The following is a 21,354-nucleotide window of genomic DNA, read 5'->3' on the forward strand; positions in this document are numbered from 1 at the left end:
GCGCCGTGCCGCCTCGGCGTCAGTTTATCTCTGTCTACCGGTTGGCGACGAGCGCCCCCTGGGCGTCGCCCTATACAATGCGCGAATACTGCGCCTGCGTGCTGCGCTCGCGCAGATGGCGGTCGAACACCATGGCCACGGCCCGCACGAAGTACCAGCCCATGTCGGTGACCCGCAGGCCGCCCGGGACGAGACGGACGAGGTCCATGGCGGCCAGGTCGCGCAGCCCCTGCAGTTCGGTGGCGAAATATTGCTCGAAGGCGATGCCATGGGCCTGCTCGACGGCGCGGAAATCCAGCCCGCCCTGGCACATGATGGCCATGATGACGTCGCGGCGCAGCAGGTCGTCGGCATCGAGCTCCAGCCCGCGCTCGACCGCGAACCGGCCGCTCTCGATATGCGCGTAATAGTCGTCGAGCCCCTTGGCGTTCTGGCTGTAGGTGGCGCCGACCCGCCCGATCGCCGACACCCCCAGCGCGATCAGGTCGCAGTCGGGCTGGGTGCTGTAGCCCTGGAAGTTGCGATGCAGGCGCCCCGCGCGCCGGGCCTGCGCCAGGGTGTCGTCATGCAGCGCGAAGTGATCCATGCCGATGTAGTCGTAGCCCGCGTCCAGGAACCGGCCGATGGCCAGGCCAAGCAGGCCGACCCGGGTTTCGCCGTCGGGCAGTTCCGCCGGCAGGATGCGCCGTTGCGGCTTGAAGCGCTGCGGCAGATGGGCATAGCCGTACAACGCGATGCGGTCCGGCCGCAGGCCGCATACCTGTTCCAGCGTGCGGGCGAACGAGGCAAGCGTCTGCAGGGGCAGGCCGTAGATCAGGTCCATGTTGACCGAGGCAAAACCCGCTGCGCGGGCGCTGGCCACCAGGTCGCGCACGCTGTCGTAGGACTGCACGCGGTGCACGGCGCGCTGGACGGCGGGGTCGAAATCCTGCACGCCGAGGCTCAAGCGGTTGAACCCCAGCCGGGCCAGGTGGGCCAGCCGCTGCGCCGTGGCGGTACGCGGATCGACCTCGATCGAGACCTCGGCGTCGGGCAGCAGCCGGAAATGGCTGCGCAGCGCCGCCATCAGGCGATCGAGCTCGGCGTCGGACAGGAACGTGGGCGTCCCGCCGCCGAAGTGCAACTGCGACACCGGCTCGGCATGGCCGATCAGGCGCGCATGCAGGGCCATTTCGCGCTCCAGGGCGTCCAGGTAGCGGGCGGCGCGCTCCTTGTGGCGCGTGATGACCTTGTTGCAGGCGCAGTAATAGCACAGCGATTCGCAGAACGGGATGTGCACGTACAGCGACAGTGGCCGCGGCCCGGCGGCGGCGGCATCCTGGGCGCGCCGCTTGAGCGCCTGCGTGTATTGCGCCTGGCCGAAGCCGTCGTGGTAGCGATCGGCGGTGGGATACGACGTGTAGCGTGGTCCGTTCTTGTCCAGCCGGGCCAGGATGTCGCGCGAGAAAGGCAGCGGCCGGGAAGTTGCCTCGGGAGCGCGGCAAGCCGTGGAGGGCGGCGAAGGCGGCGGTGCGGAGGCGGCTGGGGGGGGATGGGAAGGAAGGCCCGGACAGGCGTCGGCGGAAAGAGGGGATTGCATGACCCCATTATCGGGAAGCGCCCTCGCCAACATCTTGATTTAGCGCAAATATTTAGCAATTGATCGCTGCGCTTGCGCCGCATCAAGCGTCCGCCGATTGCCCTGGCTGGCAAGCTTCCGGACCACATCATGTAGTAGTAGCCTACCAGCACTCACACTACATGAAGTATATCGCCATGACTCCCCAGCAGATCCTCAAGCGCGACGGCCGGATCGTCGATTTCGATGCCTCCAAGATCGTCCAGGCCATCGCCGCGGCGGGCAGCGCCACCGGCGAGATCGACGCAGCGCGCGCCGGCACGCTGGGGGCCCGCGTGATCGACCGCCTGGCGGAGCAGCCCTGCCCCGGCATCGAGACCATCCAGAACCTGGTCGAGGACACGCTGGTCGAAGCCGGCCACTGGCGCACGGCGCGCGCCTACATCGTCCATCGCGAGAGCCACGCCCGCCTGCGCTCGCTGCGGCATACGCTGGTGGACGTCGAAAGCGCCATGGAAGAATACCTCGACCAGCGCGACTGGCGCGTCAATGCCAACGCCAACCAGGGCTACAGCCTGGGCGGGCTGATCCTCAACGTGGCAGGCAAGGTCACGGCCAACTACTGGCTTTCGCACGTCTACAGCCCGCAGGCGGGCCAGGCGCACCGCGACGGCGACATCCACATCCACGACCTCGACATGCTCAGCGGCTACTGCGCCGGCTGGTCGCTGCGCCAGTTGCTCACCGAAGGGTTCAACGGCATCCCCGGCAAGGTGGAAGCCACGCCGCCGCGCCACATGTCGGCCGCCATCGGCCAGATCGTCAATTTCCTCGGCACCCTGCAGAACGAATGGGCCGGCGCCCAGGCATTCAGCTCGTTCGATACCTACATGGCGCCGTTCGTGCGGCGTGACCGGATGCGCTACGCCGACGTCAAGCAGGCCATGCAGGAGCTCATCTACAACCTCAACGTGCCGAGCCGCTGGGGCACCCAGACGCCCTTCACCAACCTGACCTTCGACCTCACCTGCCCGGCCGACCTGCGCGAGCAAATTCCCTACATCGGCGGCGAGGAAATGCCTTTCAGCTACGGCGACCTGCAAGCCGAGATGGACATGACCAACCGCTCCTACATGGAAGTCATGATGGCCGGCGACGCCAAGGGGCGCGTCTTCACTTTCCCCATCCCCACCTACAACATCACGCCCGATTTCGACTGGAACCACCCCAATACCGAGCTGCTGTTCGAAATGACGGCCAAGTACGGCCTGCCCTATTTCCAAAACTTCCTGAACTCGGACCTGGAACCGCACATGGTGCGCTCCATGTGCTGCCGCCTGCAGCTGGATCTGCGCGAACTGCTCAAGCGCGGCAATGGCCTGTTCGGCTCCGCGGAGCAAACCGGCTCGGTGGGCGTGGTCACGGTCAACTGCGCGCGGCTGGGCTATCTGCATGCCGGCGACGAATCGGCGCTGCTCGGGCGGCTCGACACCCTGCTCGAATTGGGACGCGACGTGCTCGAGGTCAAGCGCAAGGTCGTCCAGCGCTATATCGACCAGGGCCTGTATCCGTACACCCGGCGCTACCTGGGCACCCTGCGCAACCATTTCAGCACGCTGGGCGTGAACGGCATCAACGAAATGGTCCGCAATTTCAGCGGCGACGCCTACGATCTCGCCTCGCCCCAGGGCCATGCCATGGCGGTCCGCCTGCTGGACCACGTGCGCGCCCGCATGACGGAATTCCAGGAGTCCACCGGTCATCTGTACAACCTCGAGGCCACGCCGGCCGAAGGCACCACCTACCGCTTCGCCCGCGAAGACCGCAAGCGGTGGCCCGACATCCTGCAGGCCGGCACCGACGCGCAGCCGTACTACACCAACTCCAGCCAGCTCCCGGTGGGCTACACCGACGACCCCTTCGAGGCGCTGGCCATGCAGGAAGCGCTGCAAAGCAAGTACACCGGCGGCACGGTCCTGCATCTGTACATGAACGAGGCCGTGTCGTCCGCCGCGGCCTGCCGCCAGCTCGTGCGCCGCGCCCTGGAGAACTTCCGGCTGCCCTACATCACCGTCACGCCCACGTTCTCGATCTGCCCGACTCACGGCTACCTGTCCGGCCGGCACGAGTTCTGCCCGAAATGCGATGCCGACTTGCTCGCCAGGCAAGCGGCATGCTGCAGCTAGGCGCCGTCCGGCGCCTGCGCGAGCCGGCCCGCCGGCCCGCACTCCCCTTCACCCAAGGAGCCATCATGCAAGTCCTATCTCCCGACACTCCCGCCCGCACCGCGGTCCAACTCGACGACAGCCAGCGCGTGCGCTGCGAAATCTGGACCCGCGTCATGGGGTACCACCGCCCGGTCGCCTCGTTCAATACGGGCAAGCAAGGCGAATTCAATGAGCGCCGCTTCTTCAGTGAACGACGCGCCGCCTGAGCCCCTCGGCGCGCGCGCAGGGCGGCCGTCGATGCCGCTCGCCGTGGCAGGCGTCCCGCACGGCGCCCCCCGCATCGGCGGCCTCGTGCCCTACTCCAGCGTGGACTGGCCCGGCATGCTGGCCGCCGTCGTCTTCATCGCCGGATGCCCGTGGCGTTGCAGCTACTGCCACAATCCGCACCTGCAGCCCCGCGCCGGGCACTACGCCTGGAACGACGTGCTCGGCTTCTTGCGTGGGCGCCGGGGCCTGCTCGATGCGGTCGTGTTCTCCGGCGGCGAGCCGCTGGCCGAGCCGCGCCTGCCGGACATGGTGCGCGCCGTCCAGGCCATGGGGTTCCGCGTCGCCCTGCATACGGCCGGCATCTATCCCGCGCGGCTGCGCGACCTCCTGCCTCGCCTGGATTGGGTAGGGCTCGATATCAAGACCGATCCCGCCGGCTACGACGCCCTGGTCGGGCGCCCGAACAGCCATGCCGCAACGCAGGCCTGCCTGGAGGCATTGCTGGCAGGCGCGGTCGAATTCGAATGCCGCACCACCTGGAGCCCGGAATGGCTCGGCGAACCGGAACTGCTGGCGCTCGCGCGCGATCTCGCCGCCCGCGGCGTACGTCAGTACGCGGTGCAGCACCATCGCGCCGCGCCGGACGCCGCCCCCACGGCATTGCTGAGCTCCGCCGCGCTGGACCAGCTCCAGGCGTTGTTCCAGCGCTTCTCCTATCGCTAGGGCTTCGTAACTAAGTCCTAGGTTTCCATTGATCTCGCGCAATACAGGGACGCACATCATGCCCTACCGTTGCGCCATTGCCCAAAATAGGGATTTCTTTTCCATGTAGTTCAAGACATTGACGCTCGCCGGCCGCGAGTTGCTGCCCATCGTCCAGGGCGGCATGGGCGTGGGCATCTCGGCTCACCGCCTGGCCGGCGCAGTGGCGCGGGAGAACGCCGTCGGCACCATTGCCAGCGTCGATCTGCGTCATCATCACCCCGACTTGCTCGAACAAACCATCAAGTGCCGCGACCGCGCCGCCATCGACCAGGCCAACTGCGTGGCGCTCGACCGCGAAATCCGCGCCGCGCGCCAACTCTCGGGCGGCCGCGGCCTGATCGCCGTCAACGTCATGAAGGCGGTACGCGACCATGCCGCCCTGGTCCAGCAGGCCTGCGAAAGCGGGGCCGACGCCATTGTGATGGGCGCCGGCCTGCCGCTGGACCTCCCCGAAATGACGGCCGGCCACGACAAGGTCGCGCTGATCCCCATCCTGTCGGAAGCCCGCGGCGTCGGCATCGTCCTCAAGAAGTGGCTGAAAAAGGGCCGCCTGGCCTCGGCCGTCGTCATCGAGCACCCCGGCCATGCCGGCGGGCACCTCGGCGCCACCAAGCTGTCCGAACTGCGGGACGAGCGCTTCAGCTTTGGCCGGGTCCTGGCCGAATGCCGGGCAATATTCGACGAACTCGGCCTGAGCCGCGACGCGCCCAAGCTCATCGTGGCTGGCGGCGTCGGCAGCCACGAAAAAGTGCGGCACTGGCTGTCCAATGGCGCGGACGCCGTGCAGGTGGGCACGGCCTTCGCCGTCACCGATGAAGGCGACGCTCACCGCAACTTCAAGCAAGTCCTGATCGATGCCGACCCCACCCAACTGAAAGAGTTCATCAGCGTGGCCGGCCTGCCCGCGCGTGCCGTCGCGACCCCATGGCTGACCCGCTACCTGCGCCAGGAAAAACGCCTGCAGGAACATGCCCGGGCCGATCCACGCCGCTGCACCCAGCGCATGGACTGCCTGACCCAATGCGGCTTGCGCGACGGCATCGCCCGGTTCGGGCAGTTCTGCATCGACCTCAAGCTGGCTGCCGCCGTCCGGGGAGAAATCGACCGAGGCCTGTTCTTCCGTGGCGCGTCCAAGCTACCTTTCGGCAATGCCATACGTCCGGTGCGCGAACTCATCGATTACCTGCTGCACGGCAGCATGCCGGCGACGCCCCCTGCCGCCGCCGACGCCTCCCTGGCAACGACTTGATATCCGGCGCCCCGTTGCGGGGCACCGTGCCATTCACTCCACGCAGTGGCCGGCCTGGAGCAGGCTGGCCGCGGCTTCCCGCACGGTTTGCCATACCGCGGCGTTTTCTTCTTCCGTGCAGTCCTGGTGATACCGTTTGACCGCACCGTGTTCATTGAGCAACAGGTGCCGGTCCGGGCGAATGCCGGCACGCGCCAGGCATGCCTTCACGCATCCCAGCACGCAACCATCCAGCGCCAGGATGGGCCGCCCACTGCGAGCCCGCTTCACCAGGGCCGGCACGCCTCCGCCCACCCCGCTGATGCAGGACATCTCGGCCATGCCTTCGCGGTCCAGCCTGATGGCAAGCCGGTTGGCCAACTGCGCCACGCTGGAGCAGCCGGAGCACGAGTACACGAGGGGCAACGAAGGTTTCGGCATGGCGGCGCCCGGTGGTCAGGCCTGGCCGTCGGCGCGGCGGAGCCATGCCGGACGGTCGGCGGCATCCAGCCAGTTCTTCACGATGAGTCCAAGCTCCGTGTCGCCGGCAATGCGCAGGCGCCGCTGGAAGAACAGGGTATCCGCATCGGAAGTGCCTCGCACCAGAGCGAGGAAGTCGCCGAACGAGGCGCCAAGCTCCAGGTCGGCCTCGGTCGTCCATAATGGTCGGAAACGGCCGTTCCGGCAGGTAAAGCAGCTGCGCAGGCCGACGTCATCGACCTTGATGGCAAAGCGCCTGCCTTCGATTTCGGGCGGCGGGACCAGCCACTTGAGCAGCCTGGCCACTTCCAGGCCGAGCACGAAATGCGCCGAGACCAGCGGCGGCGGTAACAGGCGGTCCAGCGCGGGCAGCAGTGAAGGATGGCGTTTCATGGTGAGGTACTTATCAAGTCGATACCGGCTCGCCCATGCCAGTAGCCGTTGCACCGGCCGATGCCGGCGGGCGGCGATACCGGCCGGGGCTGCCGGCCATGGCGTATGTCGTCCAACGCCGCGATGGCATCCAGGGTGCCCTGCGAATGGGGGCTCACGCGCAGGACATCGACCTGCATCTCGACCAGGTCGGCGCCATGATCGAGCAGATCCAGGCAGGCCGCGGACTGGGTCTGGATGCCGTTGATCGCGAGGAAATCCTGCGACTCGCGCGTGCGCACGCACAGGCCATCCGGGTAATCGATGCAGCGGAACTCGCAGGCGTCCTTCTTCAGCCGGAAATGCCGCGCCGTGAAACAGCGCGCCGAGAAGGCCAGCGGCAGGCGGCCCCATACCATCACCTCGGCCTGCATCCCGGCCGGTCTGTCCTGCAGCAGGCGCTGCAGGGATTGCCGGTCCATTTCGAGCGGTGCGACAAAGCGCATCGCCCCTTGCGCCGCCAGCCAGGCCAGCGTGTCGCCGTGGTAGACATTGACGTGCGGGCCGGCGACGAAATGGCGCCCTTTCAGATGGCGCAAGGCGCCGATCTCGCCGGCCTCGATCAGGAAATCGTCGTTTTCGCACAAGCGCCGCAGCGCGTGCGCATCGGCACTGGTTTCGATCAGCGTCTGGCTCGACAGGACCACGGTCTTGCCGGCATCGCGCAGCGCGCGCGCCAGCTCGAGCCAGTCGGCGGCGCGCAGCTCGTGGCGCCGGCTGCAGACGGTTTCTCCCAGGTAGATGACATCCACCGGCGTGTCGATGAGGCCGGCGCAGAAATCCAGCACGGTTTGCCTGGGCCAGTAGTACAACAACGGGCCCAGCGAGATCTGATACGACATGGCGGTCATTTCCAGGGACGATCGAAAGCGCCTTGCGTGACCTGCGACCCCTCGGCGTGGCGGGCCAGCGCAGCCAGCCAGTCCGGCTTGACGGCGTAACGGGCGGCGTCGGCGTGCACGGCGTCCAGGGCGGCCCGCAATGTGCTTACCACCTGGGCCACATAGGCCGGGCTGCGTTGCCGCCCTTCGACCTTGAGCGCCGCCACTCCCATCGCGTGCAGCGCGGGCAATAGCCCGAGGGCGTTCAGGCTGGCGGGCTCTTCAAGGGCGTAGTCGGCCGTACCCTCGACCTCGAAGCGGCCCTTGCACAGCGTGGGATACGCCGCCGGCTCGCCCGGCGCGTAGCGGTCGATGAGAATGCCGTTGAGGCGCGCATCCATGTGGCCGTCGGTGTCGATCCAGCGCACGGCATGCGCCGGCGAGCAGACGCCCTTGTTGTTGGGAGAGTCGCCCGTCGCGTAGGAGGACAGCAGGCAGCGGCCTTCGGCCATGACGCACAGGCTGCCGAAACCGAAGACTTCGATCTCGACGGTGGTCTGGGCGCAGATCTTGCCGATTTCGGCCATGGTCAGCACGCGCGGCAGGATGACCCGGCTGATGCCGAATTGCTCGCGCATGAACTCGATGGCGTCGACGTGGGTCGCGGAGCCCTGCACCGACAGGTGCAGGCGCAGTTCGGGGTAGCGGTCGCGCGCGTACGCCAGCAGGCCCGGATCGGCCATGATGACCGCATCGGCCTGCAGCGCATACGCCGCGTCGACCGCGGCGCGCCATTCCTGGCTGTGCCCGGCCTGCGGGAAGGTGTTGATGGCGAACAGCACCTGGCGGCCCATGGCATGCGCCTGGTCGACACCGGCGCGGATATCGTTCTCGGTGAAATTGAGCCCGGCAAAGTTGCGCGCGTTGGTGGCATTCTTCAGCCCCAGGTAGACCGCGTCGGCACCGGCGTTCAGTGCGGCCTTCAGGGCCGCCAGGCTGCCGGCGGGAGCCACCAGGCCGATGGGGGTCGTTCGGATTTCCATGCCCGGCAGTGTAGGAGGTGGTCCTACTTTTTTGCCTTGTCGCAGATCAAGCTGGCCCGGCCGCCCGGCCGGCGCCAAGGCTACCGCACCCAGCGGCCCGTTCATAGCACTGTCACCGTTGTGACCCAGACTGTGCGCACTCCAAACGACCGCGTTCCGCGCGCGCCCACCGAACATGGCCAATCGCATCTCCCGCCGTCGCTTCCTGCGCAATGCCGCGGGCTCCCTGACCGTCGCCTCGACCCTGACGCTGGCTGCCTGCGGCAGCAGCGATGACGACGATGACCGGCCCAAGGTCAGCTTCGACCATGGGGTAGCCAGCGGCGATCCCATGGCCGACCGGGTGATACTCTGGACCCGCGCCACGCCGGAGCGGGACGCCACGCTGACAGTGCAATGGGAAGTGGCCGAAGACGAAGCTTTCAGCCGGATCGTCGCCAGCGGCGAGGCCACCACCGACAGCATGCGCGACTACACGGTCAAGGTCGATGCGCAGGGCCTGCAAGCGGCCACCGCCTACTGGTATCGCTTCGCGCATGGCGAGACCCTGTCGCCGGTCGGGCGCACCCGCACGCTGCCCACCGGCGCCGTGGCGCAAGTCCGGCTGGCGGTGTTCTCATGCTCCAATTTCCCGGCTGGCTATTTTCACGTCTATGCAGAGGCCGCCAAGCGCGGCGACCTGGATGCCGCCGTGCATTTGGGCGACTACATCTATGAGTATGGGCGGGAAGGTTATGCCTCCGGACAGGCGGCCGACATGCAGCGCGAAGTGCTGCCCGACCGGGAGATCATCACCCTGGCCGACTACCGCCAGCGTTACGCGCTGTACCGCGGCGATCCCGATCTACAGGCGTTGCACGCGGCCATGCCCATGATCGCAGTCTGGGACGATCATGAAGTCACCGACAACACCTGGAAGGATGGAGCGGCCAATCACCAGCCCGATTCCGAGGGCGACTTCGAGCTGCGCAAGGCGGCTGCCATCCGCGCCTACCATGAATGGCTGCCCACCCGCGAACAGCAGCCGCTGAACCAAGTCTTCCGCCGCTTCGACTTCGGCGACCTGCTGTCGCTGCATATGCTCGATACCCGCGTCCTGGCGCGCGACCGGCAACTGGCCCTGGAGGCTTACTTGCCCGAACTGCTGGGCAACCCCGATCCGCAGGCAGGGCTCGAGCAGTTCATCGCCAGGTTCGGCGCCGACGTCAGCGCGGCGGATCGCCAGTTGCTGGGCGCACCGCAGGTGGAATGGCTGCGCGCGGGCCTGGCCGAATCCCGCGCCACCTGGCAGGTGCTGGGCCAGCAGGTATTGATGACGCCGGTGCAACTGCCGTTGCCGGTGTTGCTGGGCATGCTTTCGGCGGCAGGCCGGCTTGGCGACGTGAAGGTGCCCGCCCATCTGCTGGCGAGCCCGGCCCAGTACGTCAATTTGCTGCAGCGCCAGGCAGCCGGCGACCCGACTCTGACCGAGTCGGAGCAGGCCTTGCTGGCCCTGCCCTGCCTGCCCTACAACCTGGATTCCTGGGACGGCTACTGGGCTGCCCGCGAGAGCGTCCTGGCCGCGGCGCGCGACCTGGACCGCAACCTGGTAGTGCTGGCCGGCGATACGCACAACGCGTGGGCCGGCGAGCTGCGCGACATGACAGGCACGCCGGTGGGCGTCGAGTTCGCGACCTCGTCTGTCTCGTCGCCCGGTTTCGAGGAGTACCTTGCCGGCGCGGGCACGCCTGCCGAACTGGCGGCGCTGGTGACCGGACTGACCAACCTGAACAATCTTCCGCCCATCGGGCGGAACTGGGCAGGCAGCCTGAAGTATGCCGAAACCAGCCTGCGCGGCTATATGGTGCTGACCGCCACCCATGAGGCGGTGCGCGCCGACTGGCACTATGTCGACACCGTCAAGCAGCCGCAATATACGGCCACGCTGGGACATGGCCTGCGCTGCCTGCCCGGCCAGGGCAACCGCAAGTTGCTGCCGGCCTGATCCGGCGCGGCACCGGCTCAATAGCCGCGGTCGCGCTCCACCACGCCGGTGAGCGGTTCGCCGCGCATGAAGCGGCCGATCTTGTCGGCGACCTGCGCGATGGTCTGGCGCCGCAGGCTCAGCGCAGCCACGTGCGGCGTCACGGTCACGCGCGGATGGCGCCAGAACGGATGCTCCTGGGGCAGCGGTTCCTGGCGGAACACGTCCAGCGTCGCGCCGCTGATATGCCCCGTGTCGAGCAACGCCAGCAGGTCCTCTTCGACCAGATGGTCGCCGCGCCCCATGTTGACCAGGTAGGCGCCGGGCAACAGTTGCCGCAACGTATCGCGGCGCATGATGTCGCGCGTTTCGGGCGTGAGCGGCAGCGTATTGACCAGCACCCGGGTGCGCGCCAGGAACGCCGGCAATTGATCCGCGCCCGCAAAGCCTTCGACGCCGGCCGGCACTTTGCCGCTGCGCGACCAGCCCGCCACCGGGTAATCGAGCGCGGCCAGGGTCTGGGCCACGCGCGTGCCCATCACGCCGGTTCCCAGCACGCCGACGGGCCACTGGGCACGATCGAGCTCCGGCAGGGGCTGCCACTGGCCGGCCCCCTGCTGCGCTACATAGGCATCGAACTGGCGGCTGGCGCGCACTACTGCCCAGACGGCGTACTCGGCCATCTGCACCGCCATGCCCGCGTCCTCGAGCCGCACCACGGGCATGTCGGGCGGCAGCGAAGGCAGGCGGAACAACGCATCGACGCCGGCGCCCAGGTTGAACACCGCGCGCAACCTGCGTTCGCGCTGGAACAGCGCATCGGGCGGCGTCCAGACCACCGCCACGTCGGCATCCTGCGCCGGGAGATCGGGACGCCACAAGACCACTTCGGCTCCCGGCAGCGCCTGCGCCAATGGCTCGATCCATTCGTGCTGGGAAATTTCATGGCTGGAAGCGAAGACGATTTTCATGCGCGCAGATCCCCGGCGGTCGTGAACCAATGAAAGCAGGCGTGCGCCGCTGCGCACGCCTGGACCTGTTGATGATATAACAGGCTGACAGGCGCCCGGCGCATCGCCCCGCCGCTTTTTCAGGCCGAACCCATGAGCTCACTGACCCAGACCCAGCAACGCGACGTCCAATACCAACTGCACTCCTACACCAACGCCGTCACGCACCAGCGCACCGGCCCCATCGTCATCGACCGGGGCGAAGGCGTGTATGTCTACGACGACCAGGGGCAGCGCTACCTGGAAGCCATGGCCGGCTTGTGGAGCGTGGCAGTGGGCTTCGGCGAGCAGCGGCTGGCCGACGCGGCGGCGCGCCAGCTGCAGAAATTGCCCTACTACCACACCTTCACGCATAAATCGCACGCGCCGGCCATCGAGCTCGCCGAACGCCTCATCGGTTATACCGGCGGCCGCATGGCCAAGGCGTTCTTCACCAACTCGGGGTCCGAGGCCAACGACACCGTGGTCAAGCTGGTGTGGTACTACAACAATGCGCTGGACCGCCCCGAAAAGAAAAAGATCATCGCGCGCCTGCGCGGCTACCATGGCGTGACGGTCGCCTCGGCCAGCCTGACGGGCCTGCCGGGCAACCACAAGGGCTTCGACCTGCCGCTGCCGCGCATCCTGCATACGGCGTGCCCTCACCATTACCGCCACGGCCAGCCCGGCGAATCGGAAGAAGACTACGCCACCCGCCTGGCCGACGAGCTGGAGGCGCTGATCCTGCGGGAAGGACCGGACACGGTGGCGGCGTTCATCGGCGAGCCGGTCATGGGCGCGGGCGGCGTCATCGTCCCGCCGCGCACCTATTGGCAAAAGATCCAGGCGGTATGCCGCAAATACGATGTGCTGGTGATCGCCGATGAAGTCATCACCGGCTTCGGCCGCCTGGGCCAGCGGTTCGGCAGCGACGTGTTCGGCATCGAGCCGGACATGATGGTGCTGTCCAAGCAGATCACTTCTTCATACCAGCCCCTGGGCGCGGTATTGCTCAATGCCAAGGTGGCGGACGTCGTGTCGGCCCACAGCGGCAAGCTCGGCACATTCGGCCATGGCTACACCGCCAGCGGTCATCCGGTGGCCACCGCGGTGGCCCTGGAGAACCTGGCCATCATCGACGAACGCGGCCTGATCGAGCATGCCGCCGAAATGGGCCAGCTGATGCAACAGGAATTGCGCGCGCTGGCCGACCATCCGCTGGTGGGGGAAATCCGCGGCGTGGGCCTGATCGCGGGCGTGGAGCTGGTGGCCGACAAGAACACCCGGCAGCCGTTCGACCCGCTGGGCAAGGCCGGCGCCCATGCCTACGAGCGCGCTCATGCGCATGGACTGATCGTGCGGGGCATCCAGGACACCGTGGCCTTCTGCCCGCCCCTGGTGATCGAGGCCGACCAGGTGCGCGACATGGTCCGGCGTTTTGCCGCCACGTTGGACGACGTCAGCGCATTCGTCGCCGCCTGAGAAGCTGCCCGGGCGGCCGCGTCCGCCGCCGGGCAGCCTTTCCTAGCGCCGCCGCGACCCCAGCAACGACCCCAGCACGCCGCGCACCAGTTGGCGCGCGAACGTGCGGGCCGTGCTCTTGACCACCGACTGCACCACGCCGTCGCGCCTGCCGCCGCGCGGGCCGGTGGAACCGAACAGCACTTCGTTCAGGCCATCCATCAAGCCGCCCGATTCGGCCGGCTGGGCGGGCGCCCGCCCGGCAGCCTGGCCCGGTCCTGCCTGCCCCGTCTCGGCCGGGGCTTCGGCGCTGGCGCGGGCGTTCAGTACCTCGTAGGCCGACTCGCGGTCCACCGACTGGGCATATTTGCCCGCCATTGCAGGATCCTGCAGGGCCTGGCGTTCGGCCGCGGTGGCCGGGCCGATGCGGCTGCCCGGCGGCAGGATCCAGGCCCGCTCGGTCGGCGCGGGCCGCCCCTTGGCGTCGAGCAGGGATACGAGCGCCTCGCCCACCCCCAGCTCGGTGATGGCGGCCTCGATGTCCAACCCGGGGTTTGGCCGCATGGTCTGGGCGGCCGTCTTCACGGCCTTCTGGTCGCGCGGGGTAAACGCCCGCAACGCATGCTGCACCCGGTTGCCCAACTGGCCCAGGACCGAATCGGGGATGTCGAGCGGATTCTGGGTCACGAAATACACCCCCACCCCCTTGGAGCGCACCAGCCGCACCACCTGCTCGATCTTGTCCAGCAGCGCCTTGGGCGCATCGTCGAACAGCAGGTGCGCCTCGTCGAAGAAGAACACCAGCTTGGGCTTGTCGGGGTCGCCCACCTCGGGCAGCTTCTCGTAGAGATCGGCCAGCAGCCATAGCAGGAAAACGCCGTACAGGCGCGGCGACTGCATGAGCTTGTCGGCGGCCAGGATACTGACGATGCCGCGCCCCTGGGCGTCGGTGCGCATCAGGTCGGCCACGTCCAGCATGGGCTCGCCGAAGAACTGCTGCGCGCCCTGCGACTCGAGCGTGAGCAGGCTGCGCTGGATGGCGCCGACCGAGGCCGAAGACACGTTGCCATAGCGCGTCTTCAACTCGGCGGCGCGGTCGGCCACGTTCTGCAGCATGGCGCGCAAGTCCTTCAGGTCGAGCAGCAACTGGCCTTCGTCGTCGGCGACGCGGAATACCAGCGTCAGCACGCCCTCCTGGGTGTCGTTGAGCTCGAGCATGCGCGACAGCAGCAGCGGCCCCATGTCCGACACCGTGGCCCGCACCGGCAGACCCTGCTCGCCGAACACGTCCCACAGCACGACCGGGCTGGCGCCCCAGGCGGGCTCGGGCAGCTCCAGCGTGGCCAGGCGCTCCTGCAGCTTGGGCGAGGCGGCGCCCGCCTGGGAGATGCCGGTCAGGTCGCCCTTGACGTCGGCCATGAACACCGGCGTGCCGATGCGGGAAAAGGCCTCCGCCAGCACCTGCAATGTAACCGTCTTGCCGGTACCCGTGGCGCCGGTGATACAGCCGTGGCGGTTGGCCAGCGCGGGCAGCAGCGCCAGGCTGGCCTTGGCGTTCTTGGCTATGACGAGGGGGTCGGGCATGGCAGCTCTCCAGGCAGCGCAAAAAAGGTGCCCCAAGTGTAGAGCGAGCGACGCCGATTGTGCGCACGGCCGCAACCAGGGGGGCCAAGCACGGTAAAATGCCATTTTTGCCGACATCATCTTCTGGGAAACCATGGCCGGACACAGCAAATGGGCCAATATCCAGCACCGCAAGGGGCGTCAGGACGCCAAGCGGGGCAAGCTCTGGACCAAAATCATCCGTGAGATCACCGTCGCGGCGCGCGCCGGCGGCCCGGACCCCGACAGCAATCCGCGCCTGCGCATGGCCTGGGACAAGGCCACCGACGCCAACATGCCCAAGGACAACATCCAGCGCGCCATCCAGCGCGGCGCTGGCGGCGCCGACGGCGACAACTACGAGGAAGTCCGCTACGAAGGCTATGGCATCGGCGGCGCGGCGGTCATCGTCGACTGCATGACCGACAACCGCACCCGCACCGTGGCCGAGGTGCGCCATGCGTTTGCCAAGAACGGCGGCAACCTGGGCCAGGAAGGGTCGGTCGCCTTCATGTTCAAGCATTGCGGCCAGTTCGTGTTCGCCCCGGGCACGCCCGAGGACGCGGTCATGGAAGCCGCCCTGGAGGCCGGCGCCGAGGACGTCACCACCGACGAGGAAGGCGTGATCGAAGTCATCAGCGCCCCGAGCGATTATGCTGCGGTGCGCAATGCATTCGAGGCCGCCGGCCTGAAAGCCGAAGTCGACGGCATCGTCATGAAGCCGCTGAACGAAACCGAACTCACCGGCGACGACGCCGCCAAGATGCAGAAGCTGCTCGACGCCCTGGAAGCCCTGGACGACGTACAGGAAGTCTATACCACGGTCGTATTCGACGAAGCGCAATGACCCGTCACCGGCGCGGCGAAAGGCGCCGCGCCGAACCTGTACGCCATGCGTGCCGCGGCATCGTCATGGCCACTTTAGAAAGCAACCCGACATGAAACTCCTGGTTATCGGTTCCGGCGGCCGTGAACACGCCCTCGCCTGGCGACTGGCCCGCTCTCCCCGCGTGCACAAAGTGTTCGTCGCGCCCGGCAACGGCGGCACCGAGCACGGCGACCTGCTGCAAAACGTACCGCTCACCAGCCCCGAGGACCTGGCCGATTTCGTGCAGCGCGAAGGCGTATCGCTGACCGTGGTCGGCCCCGAAGCGCCGCTGGCGGCCGGCGTGGTCGACCTCTTCCGCGCCCGCGGCCTGAAGATCTTCGGCCCCACCAAGGCGGCAGCCCAGCTGGAAAGCTCCAAGGACTACGCCAAGGCCTTCATGGTGCGCCACGGCATCCCGACCGCGCGCTACGAGACCTTCACCGACCCCGCCAAGGCGCACGCCTACATCGACCAGCAAGGCGCGCCCATTGTCATCAAGGCCGACGGCCTGGCCGCCGGCAAGGGCGTGGTCGTGGCGACCGACCTGGCGCAGGCGCACGCGGCCGTGGACGCCATGCTGGGCGACGGCAGCCTCGGCCAGGCCGGGGCCCGTGTGGTCATCGAGGAATGCCTGGTCGGCGAAGAAGCCAGCTTCATCGTCATGTGCGACGGCCGCAACGTGCTGGCCCTGGCCACCAGCCAGGACCACAAGCGCCTGCAGGACGGCGACGCCGGCCCGAACACCGGCGGCATGGGCGCCTATTCGCCGGCCCCGATCGTCACGCCGGAGCTGCACCACCGCATCATGCGCGAGATCATCCTGCCCACCGTGCAGGGCATGGCGCGCGACGGCATCCCGTACACCGGCTTCCTGTATGCGGGCCTGATGATCGCGCCGGGCGACGATCCCGACCGCGCCATCAAGACACTGGAATTCAACTGCCGCATGGGCGACCCGGAAACCCAGCCCATCATGATGCGGGTCAAGAGCGACCTGCTCGACGCCCTGGAGCACGCCGTCGACGGCACGCTGGACCAGGCCGACATCGTCTGGGACCGCCGCACCGCCCTGGGCGTGGTGCTGGCCGCCCACAATTATCCGGGCACGCCGCGCACCGGCGACGTCATCAGCCCGCTGCCGGCCGAGACGGAAGATTGCGCCATTTTCCATGCGGGCACCCGCCTCGAGGACGGCCAGCTCAAGACCGCCGGCGGGCGGGTGCTGTGTGTCACCGCCCTGGGCGATTCGGTGCGCATGGCGCGCGAGCGCGCCTACGAAGCGGTCGACGCGGTCCACTTCGATGGCCGCCAGTATCGCGGCGACATCGGCTGGCGCGCGCTCAGGCCCTCGCAACAGAAGGCCAAGCCGCAGGCCTGACCATGCAGGCAGCACCGATGAACGCGATCCCCGTTGCCGACGTCCACGCCTACCTGACCGGCCTGCAGGCGCGGATCGTCCAGGCCCTGGAACAGATCGGCGGGGAGAGCTTCCGCACCGATACCTGGCAGCGGCCGGAAGGCGGCGGCGGAGTATCGCGCCTGATCGAAGGCGGCCAGTTCCTGGAACGGGCCGGCGTGCTGTTCAGCCACGTGCAGGGTACGCGGCTGCCTCCTTCGGCCAGCGCCCACCGCCCCGAGCTGGCCGGGCGCACGTGGCAGGCCATGGGCGTGTCCATGGTGCTGCACCCGCGCAACCCGTACGTGCCTACCACGCACATGAACGTGCGCATGTTCGTGGCCGCCGCCCGGCCGGGCCACGACGAAAGCGACGTCTTCTGGTTCGGCGGCGGGCTCGACCTCACCCCCTACTACGCCTTCGAGGACGACGCCCGGCATTTTCACCAAGCCTGTCGCGCGGCGCTCGAACCGCATGGCGCGGAATACTATCCTCAGTACAAGCGCTGGTGCGACGACTACTTCTATTTGAAGCACCGCAACGAGATGCGCGGGGTCGGTGGCATCTTCTTCGACGACCTCAACGAGCCCGGGTTCGACGCCTCGTTCGCCCTGATGCGCTCGGTCGGCGACGCCTTCCTGCCGGCTTACCTGCCCATCGTCGAGCGTCGCCGCGACATGCCGTACGGGCAGGCGCAACGCGACTTCCAGGCCTACCGGCGCGGCCGCTACGTGGAATTCAACCTGGTGTTCGACCGCGGCACGCTGTTCGGGCTGCAGTCCGGCGGCCGGACCGAATCCATCCTGCTGTCGATGCCGCCCATGGCGCAATGGCGCTACGACTGGCATCCGGCCCCCGGCACCCCGGAAGCGGCGCTGGCCGCCTTCCTGCAGCCACGGGATTGGGCATGAACCGCATCGGCCTCCTGGGCGGCAGCTTCGACCCCATCCACCTGGCCCATCTGGCGTTGGCGCGCACCTCCCTGGACGAGCTGCAGCTGGCCCAGGTGCAGTTCATCCCGGCGGCCAACCCCTGGCAGCGGGCGCCCTTGCGGGCGGCGCCCGAGCACCGCCTGCGCATGATCGAGCTGGCCATCGACGGCGAAGCCGGCCTGGCCGTCAACCCTATCGAGCTCGAGCGCGGCGGCGCCACCTACACCATCGACACGCTGCGCGCCCTGCCCTCCGGCGTCCAGTACGTCTGGCTGCTGGGCGCGGACCAGCTCGCCAATTTCTGCACCTGGAATCAATGGCGGGAGATCGCCAAACTGGTCGACCTGGCCGTGGCGACCCGGCCCGGCTCCCCGCTGGCGCCGCCCGACGAACTGGCGCAATGGCTGGCCGCGCACGGGCGCCGCTTGCAGGCGCTGCCGTTCGCGCCCATGGACGTATCGGCGTCCGACATCCGCGCCCGGCTGGCGCGCGGCGAATCCACCTCCGGCCAGTTGGCGCCGCAAGTCGCCCGCTACATCGCCGACCATGGCCTGTACCGGTAAATCGGCCGGCCGGCTCCCCTGGCCGGGTTATATTTGAGAACATGGATATACAAAAACTGCAACGCGCCGTCATAGACGCCCTGGAAGACGTCAAGGCGCAGGACATCCGGGTCTTCAACACCACGCACCTGACCAGCCTGTTCGACCGGGTGGTGATCGCGAGCGCCACCTCGAACCGCCAGACCCGCGCGCTCGCTTCCAGCGTCGCCGACCGCGGGCGGTCGCTCAAGCTGGCCGGCATCACTGTCGAAGGCGAGGATACCGGCGAATGGGTCGTGGTGGACCTGGGCGACATCGTGGTGCACATCATGCAGCCCGCCATCCGCCAGTACTACAACCTGGAGGAAATCTGGGGCGACAAGCCGGTGCGCGTCAAACTGCTGCCCGGCTCGACCCGTCCCGGCGCGGCGGACAGCGGATTCGACGACGACGAAGGCTGAGCCGGCGTGAAGCTGATCGTCGTCGCCGTGGGCAATCGCATGCCGGCATGGGTCGAGACGGCCTGGAACGACTATGCCAAGCGGCTGCCCGCCGACTGCGCCCTGGAACTGCGGGAAATCAAGCCTGAACCCCGCACATCTGGCAAGACGCCGGCACAGATGATGGCGGCGGAAGCGCGCCGCATCGAGGCGGCGATTCCGGCCGGCGCCTTGCGGCTTGCCCTGGACGAGCGCGGCCGCGACCTCACCACCATGGCCTTGTCGCAACGGCTCGAGCAATGGCGCGCCAGCGGCCGCGATGCGGTGTTCCTGGTGGGCGGGCCCGATGGCCTGGACGAATCGCTGAAAAACGCCTGCGATGGCCAGATCCGGCTGTCATCGCTGACCCTGCCGCACCCGATGGTGCGCGTGGTGCTGGCCGAGCAGCTCTATCGCGCCTGGGCCATCCTGACCAACCACCCCTATCACCGCGCCTGAATGCCCATGGCCCCTGTCACGGATCCCGCGCCACGGCTCTACCTCGCCTCGGCCAGCCCGCGCCGGCACGAGCTGCTGACCCAGATCGGCCTGCCGCACACGGTCCTGACCGTGCCGGCTCCGCCCGGCGAGGACGAACCCCAGCACCCCGGCGAGGCGGCTGCCGATTACGTCCGGCGCACCGCGCGCGAAAAAGCCGAGCGGGCGGCGCTGTGGCTGGCGCAACAGGAATTGCCCATCCTGCCGCTACTGGCCGCCGACACCACCGTGATCCTGCGGGGACGAGTCCTGGGCAAACCCGTCGACCGGGCCGATGCGATTGCCATGCTGCAGCGCCTGTCCGGCGCCACGCACCAGGTGCATACGGCGGTCGTGCTGGGATATGAAGGAACACTGCGCGAGGCGGTGTCGATCTCTGAAGTGCGCATGCGGGAGTTGTCCGCCAGCGATATCGAGCGCTATTGCGATAGCGGCGAGCCCTACGGCAAGGCCGGGGCCTACGGGATCCAGGGCCTGGCCGGCGCCTTCGTGGCGCACCTGTCAGGCAGCTACACCGGCGTCATGGGCCTGCCCTTGTTTGAAACCGCCAATCTGTTGCGCCTGGCGGGTATCCATATACCTTGATCAGCGCGTCCGCGGCGCCTGCAACACCCGCAGGCAGGCCTGGGCCACCTGGGCCGGCGCGACCAGCTGGATATCGACCCGTCCCGAGTCTGGATATACGGCTTCCGTATAGGGGCGTGCCCAGAACCACTCGGGATTGGCCTCATTGAATATGCCGACATAGAGCACGCAGGCTCCCTGGCCGATATGCGACGGCCCGCAGTCGTTGGCCACGATCAGTCGCGCGTCCAGCATCAGCGCCGCCAGCTCTGCTACCGATCGGCCGCTGACCAGCTCGAAATCCGGTCGGTTGAGCGCCTGCAAGGCCGCCTGTTCGGCGGCTTCGGCGGGCCCCAGGATAAAACTGAAACGGGTCTGGGCGCCGAGCCGGGCCTTGAGCAGGTCGGCCAGCGCGACGAAGTTGCGTACTCCCCAGCGCTTGAATTCGCCATCGCCGCCGCCCGGGATCATGACGACATCCGCTGGCGGCACGGGCCGTTGCGCCAAGGCCGCGATGTGTTCGAAACAGGCGCGCGCCGCCGCCTCCGGCTGCACCGGCCGATACGTGCCGAGCATCAGCAGATTGGCCAGCCCGATATATTCGTTGATATCTTTGCGCCAGGCGTGCGACCACGCGAAGTCGAGCATGCGGCCATTCTGGAAGCCCAGCCGCACCTTGGGCCTGCGCAGCAGGCTGATGATGCCGTAGCGTTCGCTGCTGTGGTGCAGGTATACCGCCATGTCGGCCCGCCAGGGCATGGCCTTGGCGGCATCCAGCAGGCTTTCGGCCTGGACGTACTCGTCCACCCAGGGCAGCGCCAGATAATATCCCGACACCGCATGCTGTCCGACTACCCGCAGCGTGGCTTGCGGCCACCATTGTTTTAATTGATATAGCGCGGGAAACGAGACGATCTGGTCGCCAAACTTGGCCCGGCTGCGAATATAGACAACGACGTCTTCCATAGGCACCGTATTAATTTCCGGTAATGGAAATCCGGATGGTGCGCGATTCTAGCCCAAGGGCGGTGGGTCAGTCCCAGGGAATTATGAACAAATGGTTAGATTTTTTTCCGCTGCCTGAGCGCCGATCAGCCTTGGGGTGGCATTTTCCGTTTGTCCCAAAAGCAAAACCCCAGTGAGGGGAGCTCACTGGGGTTTTGGGGATAAGAGCCTGACGATGACCTACTTTCACACACGGATGTGCACTATCATCGGCGCGAAGGCGTTTCACTGTCCTGTTCGGGATGGGAAGGAGTGGGACCACCTTGCTATGGTCGTCAGGCGTAGCGGGTTGG

Annotated in this window: 21 protein-coding genes and 1 rRNA gene; 13 read left to right on the forward strand and 9 right to left on the reverse strand. The window is 67.7% G+C overall.

Features of this window, described 5'->3' with window-relative positions; translation table 11 throughout:
* Window positions 1-70: 70 nt before the first annotated feature.
* Window positions 71-1,579 carry an oxygen-independent coproporphyrinogen III oxidase gene (gene hemN / locus CAL24_RS14125; protein ID WP_094806999.1) on the reverse strand — a complete coding sequence of 503 codons (1,509 nt, stop codon included), beginning with the start codon at window positions 1,577-1,579 and terminating at the stop codon, window positions 71-73.
* Between the two features lie 176 nt (window positions 1,580-1,755).
* On the opposite strand from hemN, the gene CAL24_RS14130 reads away from it, so the two are divergent.
* The 4 genes from CAL24_RS14130 (at window position 1,756) to CAL24_RS14145 (ending at window position 6,007) form a co-directional block, all read left to right on the forward strand.
* Complete coding sequence (locus CAL24_RS14130) at window positions 1,756-3,744, forward strand: ribonucleoside triphosphate reductase (protein ID WP_094807277.1); 1,989 nt, start codon at window positions 1,756-1,758, stop codon at window positions 3,742-3,744.
* 65 nt (window positions 3,745-3,809) lie between these two features.
* Window positions 3,810-3,992 (forward strand): anaerobic ribonucleoside-triphosphate reductase, encoded by a 183-nt coding sequence (gene nrdD / locus CAL24_RS14135; protein WP_028355502.1) that lies wholly within the window; start codon window positions 3,810-3,812, stop codon window positions 3,990-3,992.
* Window positions 3,955-4,716, forward strand: coding sequence for an anaerobic ribonucleoside-triphosphate reductase activating protein (locus tag CAL24_RS14140; protein WP_094807000.1), 762 nt, complete (start codon window positions 3,955-3,957; stop codon window positions 4,714-4,716). Before nrdD ends, CAL24_RS14140 begins: the two co-directional genes overlap by 38 nt.
* A 118-nt stretch (window positions 4,717-4,834) precedes the next feature.
* Window positions 4,835-6,007, forward strand: coding sequence for an NAD(P)H-dependent flavin oxidoreductase (locus CAL24_RS14145; RefSeq protein ID WP_283162972.1), 1,173 nt, complete (start codon window positions 4,835-4,837; stop codon window positions 6,005-6,007).
* A 33-nt stretch (window positions 6,008-6,040) separates the two neighbouring features.
* Here CAL24_RS14145 and CAL24_RS14150 read toward each other — a convergent pair whose 3' ends face one another.
* Genes CAL24_RS14150 through ubiU form a run of 4 tightly spaced genes read right to left on the reverse strand, consistent with a single transcriptional unit; the run spans window position 6,041 to window position 8,762 of the window.
* The gene (locus tag CAL24_RS14150) at window positions 6,041-6,427 is read right to left on the reverse strand and encodes a putative zinc-binding protein (RefSeq protein ID WP_028355505.1); all 387 of its coding nucleotides are present in this window, start codon (window positions 6,425-6,427) and stop codon (window positions 6,041-6,043) included.
* A gap of 15 nt (window positions 6,428-6,442) precedes the next feature.
* Window positions 6,443-6,859, reverse strand: coding sequence for a ubiquinone anaerobic biosynthesis accessory factor UbiT (gene ubiT, locus CAL24_RS14155; protein WP_028355506.1), 417 nt, complete (start codon window positions 6,857-6,859; stop codon window positions 6,443-6,445).
* The gene (locus CAL24_RS14160; protein WP_094807001.1) at window positions 6,856-7,740 is read right to left on the reverse strand and encodes a U32 family peptidase; all 885 of its coding nucleotides are present in this window, start codon (window positions 7,738-7,740) and stop codon (window positions 6,856-6,858) included. The genes ubiT and CAL24_RS14160 overlap by 4 nt, the downstream gene beginning before the upstream one ends.
* Before the next feature lie 5 nt (window positions 7,741-7,745).
* Window positions 7,746-8,762 (reverse strand): ubiquinone anaerobic biosynthesis protein UbiU, encoded by a 1,017-nt coding sequence (ubiU, locus tag CAL24_RS14165; protein WP_094807002.1) that lies wholly within the window; start codon window positions 8,760-8,762, stop codon window positions 7,746-7,748.
* A 175-nt stretch (window positions 8,763-8,937) separates the two neighbouring features.
* Here ubiU and CAL24_RS14170 point away from each other — a divergent pair, with 175 nt between their 5' ends.
* Window positions 8,938-10,746 (forward strand): alkaline phosphatase D family protein, encoded by a 1,809-nt coding sequence (locus tag CAL24_RS14170; protein ID WP_094807003.1) that lies wholly within the window; start codon window positions 8,938-8,940, stop codon window positions 10,744-10,746.
* 17 nt (window positions 10,747-10,763) lie between these two features.
* Here the strand turns inward: CAL24_RS14170 and CAL24_RS14175 are convergent, their stop codons facing one another.
* Window positions 10,764-11,696: a 2-hydroxyacid dehydrogenase gene (locus CAL24_RS14175; RefSeq protein WP_028355510.1), complete on the reverse strand. Its 933-nt coding sequence runs from the start codon at window positions 11,694-11,696 to the stop codon at window positions 10,764-10,766.
* A 132-nt stretch (window positions 11,697-11,828) separates the two neighbouring features.
* Here CAL24_RS14175 and CAL24_RS14180 point away from each other — a divergent pair, with 132 nt between their 5' ends.
* Window positions 11,829-13,196, forward strand: a complete 1,368-nt coding sequence (locus CAL24_RS14180) for an aspartate aminotransferase family protein (protein ID WP_028355511.1) — start codon at window positions 11,829-11,831, stop codon at window positions 13,194-13,196.
* 42 nt (window positions 13,197-13,238) lie between these two features.
* Here the strand turns inward: CAL24_RS14180 and CAL24_RS14185 are convergent, their stop codons facing one another.
* Window positions 13,239-14,759 (reverse strand): helicase HerA-like domain-containing protein, encoded by a 1,521-nt coding sequence (locus tag CAL24_RS14185; RefSeq protein WP_028355512.1) that lies wholly within the window; start codon window positions 14,757-14,759, stop codon window positions 13,239-13,241.
* A gap of 133 nt (window positions 14,760-14,892) precedes the next feature.
* Here CAL24_RS14185 and CAL24_RS14190 point away from each other — a divergent pair, with 133 nt between their 5' ends.
* The 7 genes from CAL24_RS14190 (at window position 14,893) to CAL24_RS14220 (ending at window position 20,077) form a co-directional block, all read left to right on the forward strand.
* Window positions 14,893-15,624 (forward strand): YebC/PmpR family DNA-binding transcriptional regulator, encoded by a 732-nt coding sequence (locus CAL24_RS14190; protein ID WP_028355513.1) that lies wholly within the window; start codon window positions 14,893-14,895, stop codon window positions 15,622-15,624.
* A gap of 91 nt (window positions 15,625-15,715) precedes the next feature.
* Window positions 15,716-17,023, forward strand: coding sequence for a phosphoribosylamine--glycine ligase (gene purD, locus CAL24_RS14195; protein WP_028355514.1), 1,308 nt, complete (start codon window positions 15,716-15,718; stop codon window positions 17,021-17,023).
* 17 nt (window positions 17,024-17,040) lie between these two features.
* Window positions 17,041-17,952 (forward strand): oxygen-dependent coproporphyrinogen oxidase, encoded by a 912-nt coding sequence (hemF, locus tag CAL24_RS14200; RefSeq protein ID WP_028355515.1) that lies wholly within the window; start codon window positions 17,041-17,043, stop codon window positions 17,950-17,952.
* Window positions 17,949-18,536: a nicotinate (nicotinamide) nucleotide adenylyltransferase gene (gene nadD, locus CAL24_RS14205; RefSeq protein WP_094807005.1), complete on the forward strand. Its 588-nt coding sequence runs from the start codon at window positions 17,949-17,951 to the stop codon at window positions 18,534-18,536. The genes hemF and nadD overlap by 4 nt, the downstream gene beginning before the upstream one ends.
* 41 nt (window positions 18,537-18,577) lie before the next feature.
* Window positions 18,578-18,976: a ribosome silencing factor gene (rsfS, locus tag CAL24_RS14210; protein ID WP_028355517.1), complete on the forward strand. Its 399-nt coding sequence runs from the start codon at window positions 18,578-18,580 to the stop codon at window positions 18,974-18,976.
* Window positions 18,977-18,982: 6 nt separating this feature from the next.
* Window positions 18,983-19,453, forward strand: a complete 471-nt coding sequence (gene rlmH, locus CAL24_RS14215) for a 23S rRNA (pseudouridine(1915)-N(3))-methyltransferase RlmH (protein WP_028355518.1) — start codon at window positions 18,983-18,985, stop codon at window positions 19,451-19,453.
* Window positions 19,454-19,459: 6 nt separating this feature from the next.
* The gene (locus tag CAL24_RS14220; RefSeq protein WP_419670674.1) at window positions 19,460-20,077 is read left to right on the forward strand and encodes a Maf family protein; all 618 of its coding nucleotides are present in this window, start codon (window positions 19,460-19,462) and stop codon (window positions 20,075-20,077) included.
* Here CAL24_RS14220 and CAL24_RS14225 read toward each other — a convergent pair whose 3' ends face one another.
* Together CAL24_RS14225 and rrf are read right to left on the reverse strand one after the other, a co-directional pair.
* On the reverse strand, window positions 20,078-21,022 hold the full coding sequence (locus tag CAL24_RS14225; RefSeq protein WP_094807006.1) for a glycosyltransferase family 9 protein: 945 nt from the start codon (window positions 21,020-21,022) through the stop codon (window positions 20,078-20,080).
* Between the two features lie 206 nt (window positions 21,023-21,228).
* Window positions 21,229-21,341: ribosomal RNA gene (gene rrf / locus CAL24_RS14230) — 5S ribosomal RNA — on the reverse strand.
* Window positions 21,342-21,354: the final 13 nt, after the last annotated feature.

Origin of the sequence: Bordetella genomosp. 2 (genome assembly GCF_002261345.1) — a bacterium.
In the GTDB taxonomy this organism is placed as follows: Bacteria; Pseudomonadota; Gammaproteobacteria; order Burkholderiales; family Burkholderiaceae_B; genus Bordetella_A.

What these genes read in the sequence shown, in the direction of transcription:
- nrdD (WP_028355502.1), top strand. Translation starts at nt 3,810, where the DNA reads ATGCAAGTCCTATCTCCCGACACTCCCGCCCGCACCGCGGTCCAACTC.
- rsfS (WP_028355517.1), top strand. Translation starts at nt 18,578, where the DNA reads ATGGATATACAAAAACTGCAACGCGCCGTCATAGACGCCCTGGAAGAC.
- purD (WP_028355514.1), top strand. Translation starts at nt 15,716, where the DNA reads ATGAAACTCCTGGTTATCGGTTCCGGCGGCCGTGAACACGCCCTCGCC.
- CAL24_RS14170 (WP_094807003.1), top strand. Translation starts at nt 8,938, where the DNA reads ATGGCCAATCGCATCTCCCGCCGTCGCTTCCTGCGCAATGCCGCGGGC.
- ubiT (WP_028355506.1), bottom strand. Translation starts at nt 6,859, where the DNA reads ATGAAACGCCATCCTTCACTGCTGCCCGCGCTGGACCGCCTGTTACCG.
- CAL24_RS14190 (WP_028355513.1), top strand. Translation starts at nt 14,893, where the DNA reads ATGGCCGGACACAGCAAATGGGCCAATATCCAGCACCGCAAGGGGCGT.
- CAL24_RS14160 (WP_094807001.1), bottom strand. Translation starts at nt 7,740, where the DNA reads ATGTCGTATCAGATCTCGCTGGGCCCGTTGTTGTACTACTGGCCCAGG.
- CAL24_RS14180 (WP_028355511.1), top strand. Translation starts at nt 11,829, where the DNA reads ATGAGCTCACTGACCCAGACCCAGCAACGCGACGTCCAATACCAACTG.
- CAL24_RS14130 (WP_094807277.1), top strand. Translation starts at nt 1,756, where the DNA reads ATGACTCCCCAGCAGATCCTCAAGCGCGACGGCCGGATCGTCGATTTC.
- CAL24_RS14225 (WP_094807006.1), bottom strand. Translation starts at nt 21,022, where the DNA reads ATGGAAGACGTCGTTGTCTATATTCGCAGCCGGGCCAAGTTTGGCGAC.
- hemN (WP_094806999.1), bottom strand. Translation starts at nt 1,579, where the DNA reads ATGCAATCCCCTCTTTCCGCCGACGCCTGTCCGGGCCTTCCTTCCCAT.
- ubiU (WP_094807002.1), bottom strand. Translation starts at nt 8,762, where the DNA reads ATGGAAATCCGAACGACCCCCATCGGCCTGGTGGCTCCCGCCGGCAGC.
- CAL24_RS14140 (WP_094807000.1), top strand. Translation starts at nt 3,955, where the DNA reads ATGAGCGCCGCTTCTTCAGTGAACGACGCGCCGCCTGAGCCCCTCGGC.
- hemF (WP_028355515.1), top strand. Translation starts at nt 17,041, where the DNA reads ATGAACGCGATCCCCGTTGCCGACGTCCACGCCTACCTGACCGGCCTG.
- CAL24_RS14220 (WP_419670674.1), top strand. Translation starts at nt 19,460, where the DNA reads ATGGCCCCTGTCACGGATCCCGCGCCACGGCTCTACCTCGCCTCGGCC.
- CAL24_RS14175 (WP_028355510.1), bottom strand. Translation starts at nt 11,696, where the DNA reads ATGAAAATCGTCTTCGCTTCCAGCCATGAAATTTCCCAGCACGAATGG.
- nadD (WP_094807005.1), top strand. Translation starts at nt 17,949, where the DNA reads ATGAACCGCATCGGCCTCCTGGGCGGCAGCTTCGACCCCATCCACCTG.
- CAL24_RS14185 (WP_028355512.1), bottom strand. Translation starts at nt 14,759, where the DNA reads ATGCCCGACCCCCTCGTCATAGCCAAGAACGCCAAGGCCAGCCTGGCG.
- CAL24_RS14150 (WP_028355505.1), bottom strand. Translation starts at nt 6,427, where the DNA reads ATGCCGAAACCTTCGTTGCCCCTCGTGTACTCGTGCTCCGGCTGCTCC.